This window comes from Micromonospora sp. SYSU B005 (genome assembly GCF_055362685.1).
On record NZ_JAXCFU010000006.1, the window covers coordinates 112,351 to 133,507 of the forward strand.

Sequence of the window (21,157 nt, forward strand, 5' to 3'; positions counted from 1 at the left end):
GCCGCTCGCACACTGTGGAAAGTGGACGGACCGACTTCGATAACGGTTACGTACTCCCGTACGCTCCTGCGCGGCAGCCCCACCCCGCGGGGCGGCGGACAGGGGACGACGATGCGCGACTTCGCCCTCTCGGCACTGCACGAGCCGCCCTTTCCCTCCCGGCGTCACCCCGCCGTCGACCAGGCGGCCGCGGAGAGCGCCGCCTGGGTACGAGACTTCGGCCTGGTGAAGGACCAGGCCGGGCGCCGGCGCCTGGAGGGCGCGCACGCCGCGGAGCTGGCCGCACGCGCCTGCCCCGAGGCGTCGGCGCCCGGGCTGCGGATGCTCACCGACCTGATCAACTGGCTGTTCGTGGTGGACGACGCCTGCGACGACGACGGGCTCGGCGCGACGCCCACGCTGCTGGCACCCACGCTTGCCGCGCTGCTGGCGGTGCTCGACCAGCACGGCGACCCGGAGGCGCCCGCACCCACCGACGGCGGTGCGATCGCCCTCGCGCTGCACGACCTGTGCCGCCGGGCCCGCGACCGGGGCCGGCCGGCTCACCTGCTGCGCCTGGTCAGTCAGTTGCGGGAGTACCTGCTTGCGCTGCTCTGGGAGGCCGCCAACCGGGAGCGCCACCGGGTGCCGGGGGTGGCCGAGTACACGCAGATGCGCCGCCACACCGGCGGCGTACGCCCCAGCTTCACGGTGACCGACCTGGCCCGCCCGTCCGCGCCCCGGGCCGACCAGCGGGTCGCGCCGGCGCTCACCGCGCTGGACGCGCTGGCCACGGACCTGCTCTGCTGGTGCAACGACCTGTTCTCCTACGGCAAGGAGCGCGGCGCCGCCCCGGAGGCGCACAACCTGGTCACCACGATCGCGGGCGAGACCGGTGAGGACGAGACGTCGGCGCTGTACGCGGCGGCGGACCGGTTCAACAAGGCCCTCGCCACGTACGCGGAGCGGGACGCGGCGCTGAGCGCGGTGGCCGACGAGGGGATGCGGGTCTTCCTGGACACCCGCCGGGACTGGATCCGGGCCACGTACGACTGGTCTCGCGCGGCCGGCCGGTACGCCTGACCGGTTCCAGCAGGCGGGACCGCCGGCGACTCGGCCGATCGGGGCTAGCCGCTGGCCGGGTGCACGCAATACCCTTCGGTAACCGCAGACCGGCGTGACCCCCGTCACGTCCCTCCACCCCTGAAGGCGGCTACAGCGATGGCTCTCGATGTACCGTACCGTTCCGTACCCGACATGTTCCTCAAGCGCGTGGCGGATTCCCCCGACCGGCACGCCTTCGCCCACCCCGCACCCGACGACTCGGGCCCGGTCTGGCTGACGTGGGAGCAGGTCGGGCAGCGCGCCAAGGCGATCGCCGCCGGGTTGCACGGGCTCGGTGTCGGCCTGGAGAACCCGGTCGCGATCCTGGCCAACACGCGCCTGGACTGGGTGCTCGCCGACTTCGGCATCATGTGCGCCGGCGGTGCCACCACCACCGTCTACCCCACCACCGAGCCCGAGGACGCGGTCTACATCATCGCCGACTCCGGCTCGAAGGTGCTGTTCGCGGAGAACCCGGCCCAGGCGGCGAAGATCGCCGGGGCGGACCTGCCCGCGCTGACCCACGTCGTGCTCTTCGACGGCACGCCCGACCCGGCGGCGGCCGTCCCGCAGCTCACCCTGGCCGAGCTGGAGGAGCGCGGCGCCGCCGCGCTGAGCGCCGAGCCGGACCTGATCGACATGCTCGTCGCCGGCATCGGCCCGGACCACCTGGCCACGCTGATCTACACCTCGGGCACCACCGGCCGCCCGAAGGGCGTGGAGCTGCTGCACGGCGGCTGGTGCTGGGAGGGCGTGGCGCAGGCCGAGCTGGGCCTGCTGCGCGTCGACGACCTGCAGTACCTGTGGCTGCCGCTGTCGCACTCGTTCGGCAAGACGCTGCTCTGCGGCGCCACCCACGTCGGCCTGCCCACGTACGTCGACGGCCGGGTGGACAAGCTCGTCGACCTGCTCGGTATGGTGCAGCCGACGCTCATGTGCGGCGCACCCCGGGTCTTCGAGAAGGTCTACAACAAGGCGGTCACCACCGCGCAGGGCGCGGGCGGGGCCAAGGCCAAGATCTTCGCCTGGGGCGTCGGGGTCGGCAAGGAGAAGGTCGCGCTGGAGCAGGCCGGCAAGCCGGTCCCGGCCGGGCTGCGGATGAAGTACGCGCTGGCCGAGAAGCTCGTGTTCAGCAAGCTCCAGGCCCGGCTCGGCGGCCGGATGCGGGTGCTGGTCTCCGGCGCGGCGCCGCTGAGCAAGGAGATCGCCACCTTCTTCGCCGCCGCCAACCTGCCGATCTCCGAGGGCTACGGCCTGACCGAGACCAGCGCCGGCGCGTTCGTGAACCCGCCGGACGGGCTGAAGATCGGCAGCGTGGGCCGGGCCATGGGCGACCTGGAGTGCCGGATCGACACCGACGGTGAGGTCCTGCTGCGCGGCAAGCCGGTCATGCGCGGCTACCACAACCTGCCCGAGGAGACCGCCGCCGCGTTCACCGAGGACGGCTTCTTCCGCACCGGCGACATCGGCACGCTCGACGCCGACGGCTACCTGCGCATCACCGACCGGAAGAAGGACCTGGTCAAGACCTCCGGCGGCAAGTACGTCGCGCCGTCGCACATCGAGGGCATGTTCAAGGCGGTGTGCCCGTACACCTCGCAGGCGGTGGTGATCGGGCAGGCCCGCAACTACTGCACCATGCTCGTCACGCTGGACCCGGACGCGATCAAGGGCTGGGCCGCGGGCACCCCGTTGGAGGGCAGCGACTACACCACGATCGTCACCTCGCCGCAGGCACGGGAGATGGTCGAGGGGTACGTGGCCGAGCTGAACGCCAAGCTCAACCGCTGGGAGACGATCAAGAAGGTGACGATCCTCCCCCGTGACCTGACCATCGAGGACGGCGAGGTCACGCCGTCGCTGAAGATCAAGCGCCGCAGCGTGGAGACGAACTTCGCCTCCGAGATCGACAAGATGTACGAGGGCACGCTCGCCGAGCTGTAGCCCGCACCGCCACACGGTCGCGCCGGCCGTGCCCCACCGTCCCGGGGCACGGCCGTTCGCGTCGGCGCCGGTCAGAGGTGCTGCTGCCGCCAGTGGCTCTGCTCGGCCTCGGCGGCGACCTGCTCCTCCAGCGCGAGCCGGCGTACGCGGCTCCGGCGCCCGTTCTCGCCCCGGGTCTCCCAGGCCACGCCCGCGCCGGTGAGCACCGCCAGCACGACGAGCGCGTTCAGCTCGTGGAGAAGGGCGACGGCCGGTACGGCGGCGACGAGCAGCAGCACCGTCACCAGCAGCGGCGGCCGCACCCGGCGCTCCGCCAGCCACCAGCACGCGGCGATGCTGAGCAGGTAGAGTCCGACCCCGCCGAACAGGATCCCGGCCCAGAAGGCGCCCAGCGGCGGGCCCCACGCGGGCGTCGCCGGTGAGGTGGCCTCGGCCAGCAGGTCCTTGAGGCCGAGGGCGAAGAGGATGATCCCGGCGACCATCGGCAGGTGCAGGAACGTGTAGACGGTACGGGCCAGCCGCAGCCGCGCGGCCCGGTCCCGGGCCTGGTGCAGGGCCTGTTCCAGCGCGAACGCCAGCGTGTCGAAGTACGCCCACCACAGCGTCGCCACGATCACCACGCCGAGCAGCGCGGCGACCGCGACCGGCCCGGTGAGCGGCAGCCCGCGCTTCGGGCCGAGCCCGAGCGCGATGAGCGACTCGCCGAGCGCGACGAGCACGATCAGCGCGTGCCGTTCCGCCCAGTGCCCGGCCGAGACGACCACCCACCACTGCCGGCCCAGGATCGCCCCGGAGAGGTATTCGACGAGCAGCGCCAGCGTCCAGAGCGCCAGTTGCAGCCACACCGCGAGCCGCTCCTGCGGCAGCCGCCCGGGCAGGGTCCCGGCGACGACGAGCAGCGCCGTGGCCACGGTCGGGGCCAGGAAACGGATCCGCAGTCCCCGGCGCCGGGCCGGGTCGGCACGGTCGGCCCAGGCGAAGACGGTGAGCTGGGCGGTCCGGATCACGAAGTAGCACCCGGCGAAGACGAGCGGCCCGGGCAGCAAGCCGCCGCGGTTGGCGAACGCGCTGGGTGTGCTGAGCACGAGCAGGAACGTCGCCGCCACGGTGACGACGCCGACCAGCGGCAGCACCCCCTGGTCGGCGCGGAACGCGTTGCCCATCCGCGCGAAGCCGGTCCACGACCACCAGAGCAACGCCAGCACCAGCAGGAAGCGGTAGAGGTTGACCGGCGTGAGCACCGAGGCGGTGAGCGTGGTGACGCTCAGGAACGCGAAGACGAAGACCAGGTCGTAGAAGAGCTCCAGCCGGGTGGTCCGGGAGCCCGGCGCGCTGCGGCGCACCGCCCACGACCACCGGACCGCGTCCCCGTCTCCCACCCGGGCAGTCTGCGGGCAGCGGCCCGCCCGGAGCCGGGGTTCGGGCGGTTCACCACCGGATCGGGCGGGCGGTCAGGCGATGACGCTGGGCTCCCGCCACTGCGGGCGGCTGGTGCGGTCCAGGTCGTAGCGGACCGCGGCGAGCCGCCCGACCGCCTCCACCAGTTCCTCGGCGGGCAGGGTGAAGGGCAGACGCAGGAAGCGCTCCAGCGTCCCGTCCAGGCCGAACCGCGGTCCGGGCGCCAGCCGTACGCCGACCTCCTCGGCCGCCCGGGCCAGCGCGCTGGAGATCGGCCCGTCGAGCTCCGCCCAGAGCGTGACGCCGCCGCCGGGTACCCGTACCCGCCAGTCGGGCAGCCGGTCGGCGAGCGCGGCGACCAGGGCGTCCCGCTGGGCGACGAGCTGGGCCCGGCGGGCCGCCACGATGGCCGGCGCCTCGGTGAGCAGGTGCACGGCGACGAGCTGGTCGAGCACCGGGCTGGCCATGTCCACCCCGACCCGGGCCGCGGCCAGCCGCTGCACCTGGGGCGCGGAGGCGCGGACCCAGCCGATCCGCAGCCCGCCCCAGTAGGGCTTGCTCATGCCGCCGATGCTGATCACCCGGGAGTGCCTGTCGAAGACGGCCACCGGCGGCGGCAACGTGGTGTCGTCCAGCGGCAGGTCGACGAAGGACTCGTCGACCACCAGGTCGGTGCCGGCCGCGTGGGCCGTGCCGACCAGCCGCTCGCGCAGGTCGGCGGCCATCAGGTGGCCGGTCGGGTTCTGGAACTCGGGGATCACGTACGCGAGCTTCGGCCGGGTCTGCCGGAGGCTGCCGAGCAGCAGTTCGGCGTCCCAGCCCTCGTCGGACAGGCCGTGGGTGGCGATCCGGGCCCGGCGGGCGGACAGCGCGGCCAGCGCGTTGGGGTAGGTGGGCGACTCGACGAGCACGCCGCCGCCGGGCGACAGGGCCAGCCGCAGCACCAGGTCCAGCGCGTGCTGGGTGCCGCTGGTGACCATGATCTGCTCCGGGCTGGTGGGCAGTCCCCGGTCGGTGTACGCGCGGGCCACCGCCTCCCGCAGCTCGATGATGCCGGTCGGGTGGTAGCCGGCGCCGCCAAGGTAGCGGGGCAGGTCCTCGGCCGCGGCCCGGGCGGCCGGGACGAGCTGCGGGGGCGCGGACAGCGCGGCCACGCCGAGGTCGATCATGTCGCGGTCGTCGAGCGGCGTCCACAGCCCGGTGCTGGCCACCCGGTGCCCGCCGGGCAGCATGGTCCAGCTCCCCGCGCCGCGGCGGCTGGCCAGGTGGCCGCTCTCCCGCAGTTCCCGGTACGCGGCGGTGACAGTGGTCCGGCTGATCCGCAGCGCCTCGGCCAGCTCCCGCTCGGCCGGCAGGCGTACCCCGAGTGGGAGCCGCCCGTCGGCGAGCAAGCCGCGGACGGCGCCGGCGAGCGCGGCGTAGTCGGGGCTGCGCCGGCGGCCCGGCAGGGCATGCCACTGGCCGAGGAGCCGCGCCAATTGGACACCGCGCACCTGACTGGTCATAGCCACACCCCCGAAATTGGCACGCTTGACGACCGCGATTGGCCCCTAGGGTGGCATGCATGGCACAGCTTGGCAATCTCCGGCACCGGCCGGCGCGACGGCTCACCCAGCTCTACGCCGGGCTGGTCCTCTACGGCGTGAGCATGGCGCTGATGATCCGCTCGGAGCTGGGACTGGACCCGTGGGACGTGTTCCACCAGGGGCTGGCCCGGCAGACCGGCCTGTCCTTCGGCACCGTCACCATCGCCGTCGGCGCCCTCGTGCTGCTGCTCTGGATCCCGCTGCGGCAGCGGCCCGGCCTCGGCACGGTCAGCAACGTCGTGGTGATCGGACTGGTCGTCGACGCCACACTGGCCGTGCTGCCGCCCGGGGAGGACATGCCGGCCCGGGTCGCGCTGCTCGTCGCCGGGATCGTCGCCAACGGGGCCGCCACCGGCCTCTACCTCGGCGCCGGGCTCGGCCCCGGCCCGCGCGACGGGCTGATGACCGGCTTCGTCGCCCGCCACCCCCGGTTCTCGGTCCGGCTGGTCCGCACCGTCATCGAGGTCACCGTGCTGGCGCTCGGCTGGCTGCTCGGCGGCACCGTCGGCCTCGGCACCGTGGCGTACGCGCTGACCATCGGCCCGCTGGCCCAGTTCTTCATCCCGGTCTTCGCACTGCCCGCACGGCCGGCGGCCGGTGCCTACGCTACGTGAGCACAGTCGGGCCGACCGCCACGGACCGGTCCGATCCGCAACGCGCTGAGCTGCGACGACGCACAACAGGGAAACCAGGTGTTTCCTCCGCCGTCGCGGCCGGGCATCATTCCTGCATGGGGGAGAACGGATGGCGTTGGAGCGACGCCTGGATCTTCGTCGCGCTTGTCATCGCCAGTGGCGCCGGCCGGCACCGGCGGGCCGCCGCGACACGTCGCCCCGAAGGCGTACGGCTGGCCGACGTCCTCTCCACCGCCGACCACCTCAACCAGGCCATCCCGGAACGGCACGAGGTGGAGGGCGCGGTCCGGCGGCTGGTCGGGGCGGGCCTGGTCAGCGTCGCCGACGGCTGGTTCCGGGTCACCCCGGACGGTGAACGGCTCTGGCGCACCCGGCCCAGCGCCGGGCTCGGCACCACAGTAGACACCGTGCAGGGCGTACTGACCCGGCGGCACCCGCCCGCCGAGTCCGAGTGGCAGCTCGCCGAGGACGACCACGCCGCCGCCGTGCAGGAGTACGTGGTCCGGTCGATCCCGATGCCGCGCCGATCCCCCGAGGGGCACGCCGGCCGGCCGTGAGCGCCGGCTCAGCGCACCGGGTGCCCGGCGCCGCGCAACGCGTCCTTGACCTCGCCGACCGTCAGTTCGCCGAAGTGGAAGACGCTCGCCGCGAGCACCGCGTCCGCCCCGGCGCCGACGGCCGGCGGGAAGTGGGCCACAGCGCCCGCGCCGCCGCTGGCGATCACCGGCACGTCGACCACCTCGCGGACCGCCTGGATCAGCGGCAGGTCGAACCCGGCCTTGGTGCCGTCGGCGTCCATCGAGTTGAGCAGGATCTCGCCCGCGCCCAGCTCGGCGCCGCGCGCCGCCCACTCGACCGCGTCCAGCCCGGTGCCCCGCCGGCCGCCGTGCGTGGTCACCTCGAAGCCGCTCGAGGTCGTGCCGTCCGGGGCGCGGCGCACGTCGAGCGAGAGCACCAGGACCTGTCGGCCGAACCGGTCGGCGATCTCGGCGATCAGCTCCGGCCGGGCGATGGCCGCGGTGTTCACGCCGACCTTGTCCGCCCCGGCGCGCAGCAGCGTGTCGACGTCGGCGACCCGGCGGACGCCGCCGCCGACGGTGAGCGGGATGAAGACCGACTCGGCGGTGCGCCGCACCACGTCGAGCATGGTGCCCCGGTCGCTGGACGAGGCGGTGACGTCGAGGAAGGTCAGCTCGTCCGCCCCGGCCCGGTCGTACGCCGCCGCCAGTTCCACCGGGTCGCCGGCGTCGCGCAGGTCGAGGAAGTTGACCCCCTTGACCACGCGCCCGGCGTCCACGTCCAGACACGGGATGACCCGTACCGCCACCGTCATGCCCCGAGCCTAACGAACGCGCGGGCGGTGGTGACCCGCCGGTGAGGCCGGTCACCACCGCCCGCTGTGGTGCGCGTTCGCGCCGGTCAGAGACGGACCAGCATCTTGCCGAGGTTCTCGCCGCGCAGCAGGCCGAGGAACGCCTCCGGGGCCTGCTCGATGCCGTCGACGATCGTCTCGTCGTACGACAGCCGGCCCTCGCGCAGCCAGCCCGCCACCTCCTGCACGAACTGCTCCCGCAGGTGACCGTGGTCACCGACGAGGAAGCCGCGCAGCGTCAGCCGCTTGCCGATCACCAGCGCCAGGTTGCGCGGCGCGGCGGGCGGCTCGGTGGCGTTGTACTGCGCGATCATGCCGCAGATGGCGGCCCGGCCGTGCAGGTTCATCGCCCCGATCGCGGCTTCCAGGTGGTCACCGCCGACGTTGTCGAAGTACACGTCGACGCCGTCCGGGGCGGCGGCCTTGAGCTGCTTGTACACCGGGCCGTCGTGGTAGTCGAAGGCGGCGTCGAAGCCCAGCGCGGTGAGCCGTTCCACCTTCGCCGCGGAACCGGCGCTGCCGATCACCCGGCCGGCACCGCGCAGCTTCGCGATCTGGCCGACCATGCTGCCCACCGCGCCGGCCGCGCCGGAGACGAACACGGTCTCCCCCGGCTTCATCGCCGCCACGTCCAGCAGCCCGGCGTACGCGGTCAGGCCGGTCATGCCGAGCACGCCCAGGTAGGCGGTGACCGGCGCCAGGTCGGGGTCGACCTTGCGCACGCCCCGGGCGTCCACCAGCGCGTACTCGCGCCAGCCGAGCCCGTGCAGCACGGTGTCGCCGGGCTTGACGCCGCCGGCCTCGCCGGCCACGACCTCACCGATCGCGCCGCCGTCCAGCGGGGCGTCGAGCGCGAACGGCGGCACGTACGACTTGACGTCGTTCATCCGCCCGCGCATGTACGGGTCGACGGACATGAACCGGTTGCGGACCACTACCTGTCCCGGGCCCGGCGTCGGCACCTCGGTGGTGACCAGCCGGAAGTTCTCCGGCGTCGGCCAGCCCTGCGGCCGGGACGCCAGATGGATCTCCCGGTTCGTCCCGCTCATCGGGCCTCGCGGACCGTGCGGGTCACCTCGACGTTGCCCCGGGTCGCGTTGGAGTAGGGGCAGACCTGGTGGGCCGCGTCGACGAGCTGCTCGGCGGCGGCGCGCTCGACCGCGGGCAGGTCCACCACGAGCGTCACGGCCAGGCCGTAACCGCCGCTGCCGTTCGGGCCGATGCCCACCTCGGCCTCGACGACGGAGCCGGAGACGTCCGCCTTGGCCTGGCGGGCCACCACGCGCAGCGCGGAGTGGAAGCAGGCCGCGTAGCCGGCCGCGAAGAGCTGCTCCGGGTTGGCCGCGCCGCCGGCGCCACCCATCTCCTTCGGTACGGCGAGGTCCAGCTCGACCGTGCCGTCGGAGGTCCGGACGTGACCGTCGCGGCCGTCGCCGGTGGCGCGGGCGGAGGCGGTGTAGAGCACCTGCATGTCACTGCTCCTTCTGTCGGTGGATCGTCTCGGTGACCCGGGTGAGGATGCCGTGGAGGAAGACCAGTTCGTCCTCGGAGAGCCCGGTGGCGGTGGCCACCCGGCGCGGCACGTCACCCATCCGCTCCCGCAGCGCCCGGCCTCGGTCGGTGAGGCCCACCTCGACCCGGCGCTCATCCGCCGCCGATCGGGTACGCACCACCAGACCGGCCGCCTCCAGCCGCTTGAGCAGCGGGGAGAGCGTGCCGGAGTCGAGCCGGAGCGCGGCGCCGAGCTCGGAGACCGTGGGGGCGTCGTCGTCGCGCTCCCAGAGCACCAGCAGCACCAGGTACTGCGGGTAGGTCAGGCCGTGCTCGTCGAGGATGGGCCGGTAGACGTCGGTCAGGGCGCGCGACGCCGCGTAGAGCGCGAAGCACACCTGCCGGCGCAGTACCAGATCATCGGTCACGCCCAGAACGGTAGCTCGCAATTAAGTTGTGCACAACTTATCGGGCCGTGGAGCGGTGCGGCACCGGTCACCCGGGGCACCGGTCAGCGCTCCGGGAGGTACGCCTCCAGCTCGACCTCGACCAGGAGATCCGGGTCGATCAGCCCGGCCACCACCACCATCGTGGCGACCGGACGCACCGGGCCGAACACCGCGTTGTGCGCCCGGCCCACCTCGTCGGCGAAGATCCGGTCCGTCACGTACATCCGGGTCCGCACCACGTCCCCCGGCCCGGCGCCGACCTCGGCCAGCGCGTCCAGGCCGATCCGGATCGCCTGCGCGGTCTGCGCCGCCGCGTCACCGGCGTGCGCCACCCGGCCGTCCACGGTGGAGGTGCAGCCGGCGGTGATCGCCAGCGAACCGGCCCGGACCACCCGCGAGTAGCCGTACAGCGCCTCCCACGGGCCGCCCGAGCCGAGCCGGGTCACCACCCCGGCGTCGGCGGACGGCTCGGCCGTCACGCGCCGGCCCGCAGCGTCGCCAGCGCCTCGGCGACTGTGAACGCGCCCGCGTAGAGCGCCTTACCGGCGATCACGCCCTCCACCCCCACCGGCTCCAGCGTGGCCAGCGCCCGCAGGTCGTCAAGCGTGGACACGCCGCCGGAGGCGATGACCGGGGCGTCGGTGCGGGCGCACACCTCGCGCAGCAGGTCCAGGTTCGGCCCGCGCATGGTGCCGTCCTTGGTGATGTCGGTGACCACGTACCGCGCCGCCCCGGCGGCGTCGAGCCGGGCCAGCACCTCGTACAGGTCACCGCCGTCGCGGGTCCAGCCACGCGCCGACAGGGTACGGCCGCGCACGTCCAACCCGATCGCCACCCGGTCGCCGTACTCGCCGCAGATCCGGTCGCACCACTGCGGGTCCTCCAGCGCGGCGGTGCCGATGTTGACCCGGGCCGCCCCGGTGCCGAGCGCCGCCCGCAGCGACTCGTCGTCGCGGATGCCGCCGGACAGTTCCACCTTCACGTCCAGCTTGCCGACCACCTCGGCGAGCAGCGCGGCGTTGGAGCCCCGCCCGAACGCGGCGTCCAGGTCGACCAGGTGGATCCACTCCGCGCCGTCGGACTGCCAGGCCAGGGCCGCGTCCAGCGGGTCGCCGTACGCGGTCTCGCTACCGGCGGCGCCCTGCACGAGCCGGACGGCCTGGCCGTCGGCGACGTCCACGGCGGGCAACAGGGTGAGGCTCAACGCTTCTCTCCTCGGATCCTCAACGACGGTCCAGCGCGATCACCACGATCGCGGGCAGGACCAGCAACAACAACACGACCAGCACCAGCCGCAGCGCGAGGTCGTCCACCAGAGCCCAGATGGCGACCACCGCCACCGCGGTGAGCACCAGGATCGTCGCCCGCTCGCGGCGCGTGTGCCGGCGCAGCCGGCCGGTACGCCCCCGCCGCAGCGACGGCGTCAACCGGCGTACCAGGGAACGACGCCGTTCCCGGCGTGCCACCCGGCGGGCGCGGACGGCGCGCGCCCGCTCCTGCTCGGCCTCGCGCGCCGCGCGGCGGCGGGCCCGCTCCTTGCTCACGCGGACACTCGCCGACGCCCCGCCCGCGTGCCCGGGACCGGTCCGGTCACAGCGTGCCGAGCCAGTTGCGCAGCAACGCGGCACCGGCGTCGGCGGACTTCTCCGGGTGGAACTGCGCCGCCGAGAGCGGCCCCCGCTCCACCGCCGCGACGAAGTCCGCGCCGTGGTGCGCGGTGGTCACCGTGGCGCCCGCCTCGGCCAGCGCCGCCGGGTCGGTCACCCCGTAGGAGTGGACGAAGTAGAACCGGGTGCCCTCGGGCAGCCCGGCGAACAGCGTCGAGCCGGCCGGCGGGTGCACGGTGTTCCAGCCCATGTGCGGCAGCCGCCGCGCGGGCAGGCGGGTCACCCCGCCGGGCAGCAGCCCGAGCCCCTTGGTGACCACGCCGTGCTCCTCGCCGTGCCCGAAGAGGATCTGCATGCCGACGCAGATGCCCAGCACCGGCCGCCCGGCGGCGACCCGGTCGGCGATGACCGGCCCGGCGCCCAGCGCCTCGATCCCGGCCATGCACGCGGCGAACGCGCCCACGCCCGGCACCACCAGGCCGTCGGCGGACGCGGCGGCCTCCAGGTCGTCGGTGACCGTCACGTCGGCGCCGGCCCGCGCCACCGCGCGCTCGGCCGACCGCAGGTTGCCCGAGCCGTAGTCGAGCACCACCACCCGTGCCATCAGCTCTCCCCCGGCAGCAGCCAGAGCACGCCGGCGGCGGTCGCCAGCAGGGCCAGCAGGCCGGTGATCACCACGGCGGCGCGCGGTGCGCCCTGCTTGAGCAGCGACCACGTCCCGCCGACCAGCAGGCCGGCCACGATCAACAGAAGAGTGGGCAGCACCTTCATCAGAGCCGCCCTTCATTCGCGACTGCGGGACTCCGCTGCGCTGCGTTCCTCGCGCTCATCAGAGCGCACCCTTCGTGGACGGCACCACGCCCGCGTTACGCGGGTCGACAGCGGTGGCCTCGCGCAACGCGCGGGAGACGGCCTTGAACTGCGCCTCGACCACGTGGTGGGCGTCCGGGTGACCGCCGGGCCGGGCCGCGCGCAGCACGTCCACGTGCAGCGTGATCCGGGCCGACTGGCCGAACGACTCCCAGATGTGCCGGGTCATGCTGGTCGGGTAGACCGGACCGATGTACGGGGCCAGCGCCGGCTCGTCGTGCACCACGTACGGGCGGCCGGACAGGTCGACGGCGGCCCGGACCAGCACCTCGTCCATCGGGACGGTGGCCGAGCCGTACCGCCGGATGCCGGCCTTGTCGCCCAGCGCCCGGTCGAACGCGGCGCCCAGCGCGAGCGCCGTGTCCTCCATCGTGTGGTGCGCGTCGATCTCCAGGTCGCCGACGGTGTGCACGGTCAGGTCGAAGCCGCCGTGCCGGGCGATCTGGTTGAGCATGTGGTCGTAGAAGCCGACACCGGTCTCGATGTCGGCCTTGCCGGTGCCGTCGAGGTCGATCTCGACGAGCACCTTCGTCTCGTTTGTGACCCGCTCGATCCGGGCGATCCGGCTCATGAAACTGTCTCCATCGCGGTGAGGAAGGCGTCGGTCTCGGTCGGGGTTCCGGCGGTGACGCGCAGCCAGCCGGGCAGGCCGACGTCGCGCACCAGCACGCCGGCATCGAGCAGGGTACGCCAGGCCACCGCCTGGTCCCCCTCGACGGCGAACAGCACGAAGTTGGCGTCGCTGTCGGCCACCCGGTGGCCCCGGGCGCGCAGTTCGGCGACGATCCGGTCCCGCTGCCGCATGATCGCGGCCACGGTGCCGAGCAGGGCGTCCCGGTGCGCCAGCGCCGCGCGGGCCGCGGCCTGGGTGAGCGCGGACAGGTGGTACGGCAGCCGGACCAGCTGCACCGCGTCCACCACCGCCGGGTCGGCGGCCAGGTAGCCGAGCCGGCCGCCGGCGAACCCGAACGCCTTGCTCATGGTGCGGGTCACCACCAGCCGCGGGTGGCCCGGGAGCACCGCCAGCGCGCTCACCGTGCCGGGCCGGGCGAACTCGGCGTACGCCTCGTCCACGACCACCATGCCGGGTGCCTCGTCCAGCACTGCGGCGACCACGGCCGGGTCGAGCGCGGTACCGGTCGGGTTGTTCGGCGAGCAGAGGAACACCACGTCCGGCCGGTGCTCGCGGACCTGGGCCACCGCCTCGCCGGCGGTGAGCCCGAAGTCCGCGCCGCGGCGGGCGGGCACCCACCGGGTGCCGGTGCCGAGCGCCAGCAGCGGGTGCATCGAGTACGCCGGCGTGAAGCCGAGCGCGGTGCGCCCGGGACCGCCGAACGCCTGGAGCAGTTGCTGCTGGATCTCGTTGGAGCCGTTCGCCGCCCACACGTGGTCGGCGGTGAGCCCGTGCCCGAGGTACGCGGCCAGGTCGGCGCGCAGCGCCACCGCGTCCCGGTCCGGGTAGCGGTTGAGGTCGCGCAGCTCGGCGGCGACCGCCTTGCCGATCGCCTCCACCACCGGCTCGGGCACCGGGTAGGAGTTCTCGTTGGTGTTCAGCCGCACCGGCACGTCGAGCTGCGGCGCCCCGTACGGCGTCCGTCCGCGCAGATCGTCGCGGATCGGCAGGTCGTCGAGCGTGGTCACGACGCGCCGCCCTCGCCGAACCGGACGCTGACCGCCTGGCCGTGCGCGGGCAGGTCCTCCACGGTCGCCAGGGTGACCACGTGCGGCGCCACCTCGCGCAGCGCGTCCCGCGTGTATTCGACCAGGTGCACGCCGCGCAGGAACGACTGCACGGACAGCCCGGAGGAGTGCCGCGCGCAGCCGCCGGTGGGCAGCACGTGGTTGGAGCCCGCGCAGTAGTCGCCGAGCGACACCGGCGACCAGGCGCCCACGAACACCGCCCCGGCGTTGCGGACCCGCAGCGCCCACTCGCGGGCGTTCTCGGTCTGGATCTCCAGGTGCTCGGCCGCGTACGCGTCGACCACCCGCAGCCCGGCCTCCAGGTCGTCGACCAGGACCACGCCGCTCTGCTCGCCGCGCAGCGCGGTGCCGATCCGCTCGGCGTGCTTGGCCGCCGGCGCCTGCCGCGCCAGCTCCGCGTCGACCGCGTCGGCCAGCGCGGTGGACGGGGTGACGAGCACGCTCGCGGCGAGCGGGTCGTGCTCGGCCTGGCTGATCAGGTCGGCGGCGACGTGCGCCGGGTCGGCGGTGTCGTCGGCCAGGATCGCGATCTCGGTCGGGCCGGCCTCGGCGTCGATGCCGACCACGCCGCGCAGCAGCCGCTTCGCGGCGGTGACCCAGATGTTGCCCGGGCCGGTGATCATGTTGACCGGCTCGCAGCGTTCGTCGCCGGCCGGGTCGACGCCCGCGCCGTACGCGAGCATGGCGACCGCCTGGGCGCCGCCGACCGCGTACACCTCGTCCACGCCGAGCAGCGCGCAGGCCGCGAGGACCCGGCGGTCGGGCAGGCCGTCGTTGTCCTTCTGCGGCGGGCTCACCACCACCAGCGAGCGCACCCCGGCCGCCTGGGCCGGGACCACGTTCATCACCACCGTCGACGGGTACATGGCCAGGCCGCCGGGGACGTACAGACCGACCCGGTCGACAGGCACCCACCGCTCGGTCACCGTGCCACCCGGCACCACAGTCGTGGTGTGGTCGGTACGCCGCTGGTCGGCGTGGACCTTGCGGGCCCGGGTGATCGACTCCAGCAGCGCGGCGCGGACCTGCGGGTCCAGCTCGCCCTCGGCGGCGCGGATCGTCTCGACCGGCACCCGCAGCCGCTCCGGCGAGACGCCGTCGAACCGTTCGCTCGCCTCCCGGATCGCCGGGTACCCATGGTCCCGGACCGCCTCCACGAGCGGGCGGATCCGCTCGACCGCCACGGAGACGTCGAGCTGGGCACGGGGCAGCAGGCGGCGCGGGTCACGGGTCCCGCCGCGCAGGTCGATCCGATTCAGCACGCCTGCGAGTCTAGGCCGCCGCCGGTGTCACCGGCCGGGCCCGCCCGCACGCCGGGACGGTGAGCCGGGACACGCGCGGGCGGGCGGGTTGGCGATACGCTCGATCACGTGAGCGCACGGCTGCCGGTGTTCCCGCTCGGGACCGTCCTCTTCCCCGGGCTGGTCCTTCCGCTGCACATCTTCGAGGAGCGCTACAAGGCGCTGGTGCGCCACCTCGTGGCGCTGCCCGAGGGCGCGCCGCGCGAGTTCGGCGTGGTGGCGATCCAGGCCGGCTGGGAGGCCGCGCCGGCCGGGCCGCCGGGGCGTTCCGGGCCGGTCGGCGGCGACGTCACGCTGCACGAGGTCGGCTGCACCGCCGAGCTGCGGCAGGTCACCGAGCTGGCCGACGGCGGCTTCGACATCGTCACGGTCGGGCGGCGGCGCTTCCGGGTCGCCGAGGTGGACGCCTCCGCCGAGCCGTACCTGACCGCCGAGGTGGAGTGGCTGCCCGAGCCGGACGGCCCGGACGAGGTCTCCGACCTGCTGGCGGCCCGGGTGATCTCGGTGTTCCGGCAATACCTCGGCCTGATCCGGCCGGACCAGCAGGAGATCACCGAGCAGTTGCCGGAGGATCCCACGGTCCTGTCGCACCTGGTCGCCGCGACCGCCGCGCTGACCGTCGCCGACCGGCAGCGGCTGCTCGCCGCCGACGACACGGCCGGGCGGCTGCGCGCCGAGCTGCGCCTGCTCAACCGGGAGACGGCGTTGCTGCGGCAGGTGCGCGCGGTGCCGGTGCCGCTCAGCGAGCTGGCTGGTCCCCCGGCGCCGAACTGAACCCGGGCGGGGGCGGCGGCCAGGCCGCGTCGGGCTCCGGCTCCGGCCGCAGCAACGGCCACCGCGACCAGCCCGCCAGCAGCGTGTACGTGACTGCGGCGCCGAACGCGGCGAGCAGCAGGTTCCCGTGCGGCACCGGCAGCGGGCCGTACCAGTCGACGCCGCCGGCGCGCAGGTCGACGGGCTTGGTGAAGGCGGTGCCCGGCGGCGCGGTCTCCACCAGCCGCTGGAACGTCGACAGCCCGATCCGGCGGCCGACCTGCCAGGCCACCACCGCCGCGCCGAGACCGCCGAGCGTCACCGCGACCAGGCCGGCCGGCCCGCGCCGACGCCGCAGCAGCACCCACAGGGCGATCGCGGCGAGCACGCCGAAGCCGAGCGTCAGGAGGCTGAACCAGCCGTCCGCGGCGATCGGCTGCTCCGGCTGCGTGGTCGCGTAGACCGTGCCGGCGGGGGTCTGCCGGACCGGGGTGGCGGGCGCCGCCCACGCCCACAGCAGGCCCAGCGGCGCGCCGAGCGCGGTGAGCAGCGCGACCACGCCGAGCGCGGTCAGCAGCGGGCGGCGGGACCGGGTGGCGCCGGGTAGCTCCGCCACCACGCCCGGGTATCCGGCGAGCGGGTCGGCGCCGGGTGCGGTGACCGGCGTGCCGGCGGGTACCGGCAGGCCACCGGGCCAGCCGGGCGGCTGCTCGCGCGCGGGCCACGCGCCGCCGGGACGCGGGGCATCGCCGGGCCGTGGGGCGTCGCCGGGACGCGCGTCGGTGCCGTCGGTGCGCTCGCGCGCCCGCTCGGGCTCAGGGGTGTCCGGACTCACCCGTTGATCCTCTCAGGCCCGGGCGCGGCGCGGGGCGGTGGTCGCCGCTCAGCGCGCGAACGGTTCCAGCATCACCGCTGCCGCCTTGAGCCAGGCGTTGCGGGTCTCGGCCTGGAGCTGGTGGTACTCGATCGAGGAGCCGGTCTCCAGCGCCGGGTCGTAGGGCACCACGGCGACCGCCCGGGTCCGGGTGGCGAAGTGCCGTTCCAGGTCGTCCTGCAACGAGGTACGCCCCGGCGTGGGGCAGGAGATCAGCGTGACCGCGTTGTCGGCCAGCTCGCCCATGCCCACCTCGTGCAGCAGGTCGAGCATCCAGTCCGCGCTGAACGCCGCGTCCTCGCGCGGCACGGTGGTCACCACGAGCTGGTCGGCGGCCTGCATGACGGTGCGCCAGTTCGGGCTCTCCACGTTGTTGCCGGTGTCCACGCAGACCACCTCGTGGGTGCGGCGCAGCAGCTCCAGCACCCGCTTGACGGTGAACTGGTCGAGCCGCTGCGCGAAGCGCGGGCTCTCCTCGCCGGCCAGCACGTCGTACGAGCCGTCGGAGGCGTGCCGCAGGTAGTCGTCGAGGTGCGACAGCAGCGTGTTGCCCTCGAGGATCTCGATCTGCGCCAGGTCGTGGATCAGGTGCCGGATGGTACGGGCGTGCCGGGCGCTGCCGGCCCGCAGACCGAGCGTGCCGCGCAGTTCGTTGTCGTCCCAGGCGAGCACGCCGCGTCCGCGGACGCTGCCCACCGTCGCGGCGGCGAGCACCGTCGCGGTGGTCTTGTGCACTCCGCCCTTGGGGTTGGCGAAGGCGAGCACCCGCGGGGTGCCCAGCTCGCGCCGCAGCACGCTGGTCGCCCGTTCCAGTTCCGGGTCCGGCTCCGGGGCGCGCCACTGCACCTGGGCCGCGTCGACCCGGCCGGAGCGGCCCTCCAGCGGGCGGCGGGGCGCGGGCACCACCGGCTCCGGGGCGGGCGGCGTGTCCGGCCGGTAGCGGCCCCGGTCGAGCAGCGCGTAGCGGGACTCGGGCGGGGGCGGCGCGGGCCGGTAGCCGCCGTCCAGAAGGGAGTACCGGGACTCGGCCGGCGCCTCGGCCCGGCCGCGCGGCTCCGGACGGGCCGGTTCGGGTCGCCAGGACGGCTCCGGGCGCGGCTCGGCGGTGAGGGGCTGCTCGGGCGCGAACGACGGGTCGGCGCGCCAGGACGGGTCGGACGGGTAGGGCTGCCCGGCGCGCCAGGACGGCTCCGGATCGCTGCGGTACGCCGGTTCGGCCCGGTAGGCGGGCTCGCCGTCGTGCCGGGGATCGGCGCGGAAGGCCGGGTCGACCCGGAACGTGGCCTCGGCCCGGTAACCGGGCTCGGCGCCGTACGACCCGTCGGGGGCGCGGCCGACGGCGGTGGCGCGCCCGGTCCACCCGGCGCCCGCGCCACGACGGGGCAGCGGGTCGGGCGGCGGCGCCGGTTGCTCCTCGACGTGCCGGTCGGCGTCGGCGTGCTCCGCGCCGCGACCGCCGAGCCGGGCCCGGTCGAGCAGCGCCCGCCACCGCGGTGCCGGCTCGCCCTGCCGACCCCAGCCGGTCTCGCTGCCGTCCAAGGATTCGCCCTCCCCCAGCCCATCGATCTCCGCCTGACAGGCTACGAACGAAACCCTATTCGGACCACTCCCCGCGCCGCACATCGCCCGGTGGTCCGCCGCACCATGGGATCGGCCGGGTCGCCGCGTACCCCGATGTCTCAGGAGGTGGGAGCGGGATTGGGCGTCCCGGAGCCGGCGGCGGGTGCGGGGGCGGTGGGTGAAGGTCCGCTCACCGTCCGTGCGGCTTCCGACGAATCGCCCATTCCGCCTGCCTCGGCCGGGCCGGTGTCGGCCGGCGGCCGGACCACGTCGCGCTGTTCGGGCAGCGGCGGGGTGAACACGGTCCGGTCCAGGCGGCGCACCTCCGGCGCCGGGTCCACCACCCGTACGCCCGGACGCCCGGTGAGCGCGCGCAGGGCGTCCGGCGCGGCACTCACGACCGCGGCGTAGACGCAGGCGCAGCCGGTCCGGTACGCCTCCGCCTCGCGGGCGGCGACCTCCGCGCCGCTGTCGTACACCCGGCGCAGTTCCGGATCGGCGGTGGCCGCGGCGGCGCGCGATCGGTAGTCAGCGGCCTCCCGGTCCTTGCGCGTCGCGACGCCGGCCATGCCGGCCACCACGTCCTGCGGCAGGCGCAGCGCCGCGATCCGGACGATCTCGGTCTGCCGGCCGGGCAGCGGCACCCGCGCCACCACCGCCGAGACCCGCGTGCCGTCCAGCGCGGCGGCCGCCCGCGCCGGGGTCAGGTAGCCGTCGAACGACACCAGCGCGTAACCGTCCGGCGCGTCGAGGCGGGCCAGTTCGTCCCCGGCGGCCCGCAGGTACGCCGGGATGCTCGCGCCGTCGGTCACGCCGACCCTCGTCACCTCGCCCACGGTGCGGTCGCTCACCGGCCGGTCCCGCCGCTGCGCCACCGCCACCACCAGCACCACGAGCGCGCAGGCCAGTGCGACCCAGGTCAGCACGGCGGACCGGGACCGGCGCGGCGGCGCGGGATCGTCGCTCACGTCAGTCGCGCAGGATCTCCAGCGCCCGGGCCAGGTCGTCCGGGTACTCGCTGACGAACGTCACCTCGTCGCCCGTGCCCGGGTGCGCGAAGCTCAGCGAGCGGGCGTGCAACCACTGCCGGGACAGCCCCAGCCGGGCCGACAGCGTCGGGTCCGCGCCGTAGGTCAGGTCGCCCACGCAGGGGTGCCGCATGCTGGAGAAGTGCACCCGGATCTGGTGCGTACGCCCGGTCTCCAGCCGCACGTCGAGCAGGCTGGCGGCGGGGAACGCCTCGAGCGTGTCGTAGTGGGTGATGCTCGGCTTGCCACCGGAGACCACCGCCCAGCGGTAGTCGTGGTGCGGGTGCCTGTCGATCGGCGCGTCGATGGTGCCGCGCAGCGGGTCCGGGTGGCCCTGCACCACGGCGTGGTAGCGCTTCTCCACCTCGCGGTACTTGAACGCCCGCTTCAACGCGGTGTACGCGCGCTCGCTCTTGGCCACCGCCATGATCCCGGTGGTGCCGACGTCGAGCCGGTGCACCACGCCCTGCCGCTCGGCGGCGCCGCTGGTGGAGATCCGGTGGCCGATGCCGGCCAGCCCGCCGATCACCGTGGGGCCGGTCCAGCCCGGGCTCGGGTGCGCCGCCACCCCGACCGGCTTGTCCACCACCACGATGTCGTCGTCGGCGTACACCACGGTCAGGCCGGGCACGGCCTGCGGCACCACTGCCGGCGGCGCGGCCGGCGCGGGCAGCGTGACCTCCAGCCACGAGCCCGCCTTGACCTTGTGCGAGTTGGGCCGGGCCACGCCGTCGACGAGCGCGTCCCCGGCGTCGATCAGGCCGGCGGCGGCGGTGCGGGAGAGCCCGAACAGCCGGGACACGGCCTGGTCCAGGCGCATGCCGTCGAGGCCGTCGGGCACGGGCAGGGAACGGGTGTCGCCGCCGGCGGCGAAGGCGGAGGTCACGCGCTCTCCCGCTGCTCGGCCGGGGCGGTGTCGTCGCGCTTCTCGTCGCGCTTCTCGTCGCGCAGCCGGGAGCCGTCGCGCTGCCGGCCGGTCAGCTCCAGGAAGACCGCGAGCACCACGCCGCACACCAGCGAACTGTCGGCCAGGTTGAACACCGGCCAGACCTGGCCGTACGGGTCGAACAGGCTGATCATGTCGACCACGTGGCCGACGAAGTGGCCGGGCGCGCGGAAGATCCGGTCGATCAGGTTGCCCAGCGCGCCGCCCAGCACCAGGCCCAGCGACACCGCCCACGGCAGCGAGCGCAGCCGCAGCGCCATCCAGGTGATCCACCCGATCACCACGAACGTGATGATCGGGAAGACCCAGGTGTGGTCGGAGCCGATGCTCCAGGCCGCGCCGCTGTTGCGGGTGAGGCTGAAGTAGACGGCGCCGCCGAGCAGCGACACCGGCTCCCGGCCGGTCAGCTCGGCGAGCGCGAGCTGCTTCGTGCCGAGATCCGCCAGCAGCGAGAACAGGGACACGCCGAGCAGCAGGCCGACGGCCTTACGGCGGGGCGCGCCGGCGCCCGACTCGGTGGTGCCGGCCCCGGCGGGCGGTGCTGCGGTCATCTGCTCCC

General features: G+C 74.7%; 24 protein-coding genes. 5 read left to right on the forward strand and 19 right to left on the reverse strand.

Features of this window, described 5'->3' with window-relative positions; translation table 11 throughout:
* Positions 1-111 precede the first annotated feature (111 nt).
* A complete protein-coding gene (locus SM452_RS16035) occupies positions 112-1,062 on the forward strand; it encodes a terpene synthase family protein (protein ID WP_463840185.1) in 951 nt (316 codons plus the stop codon).
* Between the two features lie 138 nt (positions 1,063-1,200).
* Complete coding sequence (locus SM452_RS16040) at positions 1,201-3,027, forward strand: AMP-dependent synthetase/ligase (protein ID WP_463840186.1); 1,827 nt, start codon at positions 1,201-1,203, stop codon at positions 3,025-3,027.
* Between the two features lie 71 nt (positions 3,028-3,098).
* Here SM452_RS16040 and SM452_RS16045 read toward each other — a convergent pair whose 3' ends face one another.
* Positions 3,099-4,406 carry a low temperature requirement protein A gene (locus SM452_RS16045; RefSeq protein ID WP_262014619.1) on the reverse strand — a complete coding sequence of 436 codons (1,308 nt, stop codon included), beginning with the start codon at positions 4,404-4,406 and terminating at the stop codon, positions 3,099-3,101.
* 72 nt (positions 4,407-4,478) lie between these two features.
* Positions 4,479-5,930, reverse strand: a complete 1,452-nt coding sequence (gene yczR / locus SM452_RS16050) for a MocR-like transcription factor YczR (protein WP_262014618.1) — start codon at positions 5,928-5,930, stop codon at positions 4,479-4,481.
* 59 nt (positions 5,931-5,989) lie between these two features.
* Here yczR and yczE point away from each other — a divergent pair, with 59 nt between their 5' ends.
* Together yczE and SM452_RS16060 are read left to right on the forward strand one after the other, a co-directional pair.
* Positions 5,990-6,625, forward strand: a complete 636-nt coding sequence (gene yczE / locus SM452_RS16055) for a membrane protein YczE (RefSeq protein ID WP_463840187.1) — start codon at positions 5,990-5,992, stop codon at positions 6,623-6,625.
* Between the two features lie 116 nt (positions 6,626-6,741).
* Complete coding sequence (locus tag SM452_RS16060; protein ID WP_262014616.1) at positions 6,742-7,203, forward strand: hypothetical protein; 462 nt, start codon at positions 6,742-6,744, stop codon at positions 7,201-7,203.
* Between the two features lie 8 nt (positions 7,204-7,211).
* On the opposite strand, the gene hisF is transcribed toward SM452_RS16060, so the two are convergent.
* The 12 genes from hisF to hisD all read right to left on the reverse strand — a co-directional run bounded on the left by hisF (position 7,212) and on the right by hisD (position 15,398).
* Entirely contained in the window at positions 7,212-7,979 is a 768-nt protein-coding gene (gene hisF, locus SM452_RS16065; RefSeq protein ID WP_262014615.1) for an imidazole glycerol phosphate synthase subunit HisF, read from the reverse strand.
* An 86-nt stretch (positions 7,980-8,065) separates the two neighbouring features.
* On the reverse strand, positions 8,066-9,067 hold the full coding sequence (locus SM452_RS16070) for an NADP-dependent oxidoreductase (protein ID WP_355509017.1): 1,002 nt from the start codon (positions 9,065-9,067) through the stop codon (positions 8,066-8,068).
* Entirely contained in the window at positions 9,064-9,489 is a 426-nt protein-coding gene (locus SM452_RS16075; RefSeq protein ID WP_091045350.1) for an organic hydroperoxide resistance protein, read from the reverse strand. The genes SM452_RS16070 and SM452_RS16075 overlap by 4 nt, the downstream gene beginning before the upstream one ends.
* Before the next feature lies 1 nt (position 9,490).
* The gene (locus SM452_RS16080; RefSeq protein WP_262014613.1) at positions 9,491-9,937 is read right to left on the reverse strand and encodes a MarR family winged helix-turn-helix transcriptional regulator; all 447 of its coding nucleotides are present in this window, start codon (positions 9,935-9,937) and stop codon (positions 9,491-9,493) included.
* Positions 9,938-10,020: 83 nt separating this feature from the next.
* Positions 10,021-10,437: a RidA family protein gene (locus tag SM452_RS16085; protein WP_262014612.1), complete on the reverse strand. Its 417-nt coding sequence runs from the start codon at positions 10,435-10,437 to the stop codon at positions 10,021-10,023.
* Positions 10,434-11,162: a bifunctional 1-(5-phosphoribosyl)-5-((5-phosphoribosylamino)methylideneamino)imidazole-4-carboxamide isomerase/phosphoribosylanthranilate isomerase PriA gene (gene priA / locus SM452_RS16090; RefSeq protein WP_018785235.1), complete on the reverse strand. Its 729-nt coding sequence runs from the start codon at positions 11,160-11,162 to the stop codon at positions 10,434-10,436. Before priA ends, SM452_RS16085 begins: the two co-directional genes overlap by 4 nt.
* A gap of 19 nt (positions 11,163-11,181) precedes the next feature.
* Positions 11,182-11,502 carry a hypothetical protein gene (locus tag SM452_RS16095; protein ID WP_262014611.1) on the reverse strand — a complete coding sequence of 107 codons (321 nt, stop codon included), beginning with the start codon at positions 11,500-11,502 and terminating at the stop codon, positions 11,182-11,184.
* A 46-nt stretch (positions 11,503-11,548) separates the two neighbouring features.
* The gene (hisH, locus tag SM452_RS16100; protein ID WP_262014610.1) at positions 11,549-12,169 is read right to left on the reverse strand and encodes an imidazole glycerol phosphate synthase subunit HisH; all 621 of its coding nucleotides are present in this window, start codon (positions 12,167-12,169) and stop codon (positions 11,549-11,551) included.
* Entirely contained in the window at positions 12,169-12,336 is a 168-nt protein-coding gene (locus tag SM452_RS16105; protein WP_167796924.1) for a hypothetical protein, read from the reverse strand. Before SM452_RS16105 ends, hisH begins: the two co-directional genes overlap by 1 nt.
* A gap of 58 nt (positions 12,337-12,394) precedes the next feature.
* Positions 12,395-13,006 (reverse strand): imidazoleglycerol-phosphate dehydratase HisB, encoded by a 612-nt coding sequence (gene hisB / locus SM452_RS16110; protein ID WP_262014609.1) that lies wholly within the window; start codon positions 13,004-13,006, stop codon positions 12,395-12,397.
* A complete protein-coding gene (locus SM452_RS16115; RefSeq protein WP_463840188.1) occupies positions 13,003-14,076 on the reverse strand; it encodes a histidinol-phosphate transaminase in 1,074 nt (357 codons plus the stop codon). The genes hisB and SM452_RS16115 overlap by 4 nt, the downstream gene beginning before the upstream one ends.
* Positions 14,073-15,398: a histidinol dehydrogenase gene (gene hisD, locus SM452_RS16120; protein ID WP_463840189.1), complete on the reverse strand. Its 1,326-nt coding sequence runs from the start codon at positions 15,396-15,398 to the stop codon at positions 14,073-14,075. Before hisD ends, SM452_RS16115 begins: the two co-directional genes overlap by 4 nt.
* Positions 15,399-15,506: 108 nt before the next feature.
* Between hisD and SM452_RS16125 the strand changes: the two genes are divergently transcribed.
* Positions 15,507-16,211, forward strand: a complete 705-nt coding sequence (locus SM452_RS16125; RefSeq protein ID WP_463840190.1) for an LON peptidase substrate-binding domain-containing protein — start codon at positions 15,507-15,509, stop codon at positions 16,209-16,211.
* Here the strand turns inward: SM452_RS16125 and SM452_RS16130 are convergent.
* From SM452_RS16130 to lspA, 5 genes are all read right to left on the reverse strand, one after another.
* Positions 16,177-17,025 (reverse strand): DUF2567 domain-containing protein, encoded by an 849-nt coding sequence (locus tag SM452_RS16130; protein WP_463840191.1) that lies wholly within the window; start codon positions 17,023-17,025, stop codon positions 16,177-16,179. The two genes, SM452_RS16125 and SM452_RS16130, sit on opposite strands and share 35 nt — an antisense overlap.
* Before the next feature lie 48 nt (positions 17,026-17,073).
* Positions 17,074-18,603, reverse strand: coding sequence for an ATPase (locus SM452_RS16135; protein ID WP_355509005.1), 1,530 nt, complete (start codon positions 18,601-18,603; stop codon positions 17,074-17,076).
* A 140-nt stretch (positions 18,604-18,743) separates the two neighbouring features.
* Positions 18,744-19,592 (reverse strand): hypothetical protein, encoded by an 849-nt coding sequence (locus SM452_RS16140; RefSeq protein WP_463840192.1) that lies wholly within the window; start codon positions 19,590-19,592, stop codon positions 18,744-18,746.
* Between the two features lies 1 nt (position 19,593).
* The gene (locus SM452_RS16145) at positions 19,594-20,538 is read right to left on the reverse strand and encodes an RluA family pseudouridine synthase (RefSeq protein WP_135241274.1); all 945 of its coding nucleotides are present in this window, start codon (positions 20,536-20,538) and stop codon (positions 19,594-19,596) included.
* The gene (gene lspA / locus SM452_RS16150) at positions 20,535-21,149 is read right to left on the reverse strand and encodes a signal peptidase II (RefSeq protein WP_262014601.1); all 615 of its coding nucleotides are present in this window, start codon (positions 21,147-21,149) and stop codon (positions 20,535-20,537) included. Before lspA ends, SM452_RS16145 begins: the two co-directional genes overlap by 4 nt.
* Positions 21,150-21,157: the final 8 nt, after the last annotated feature.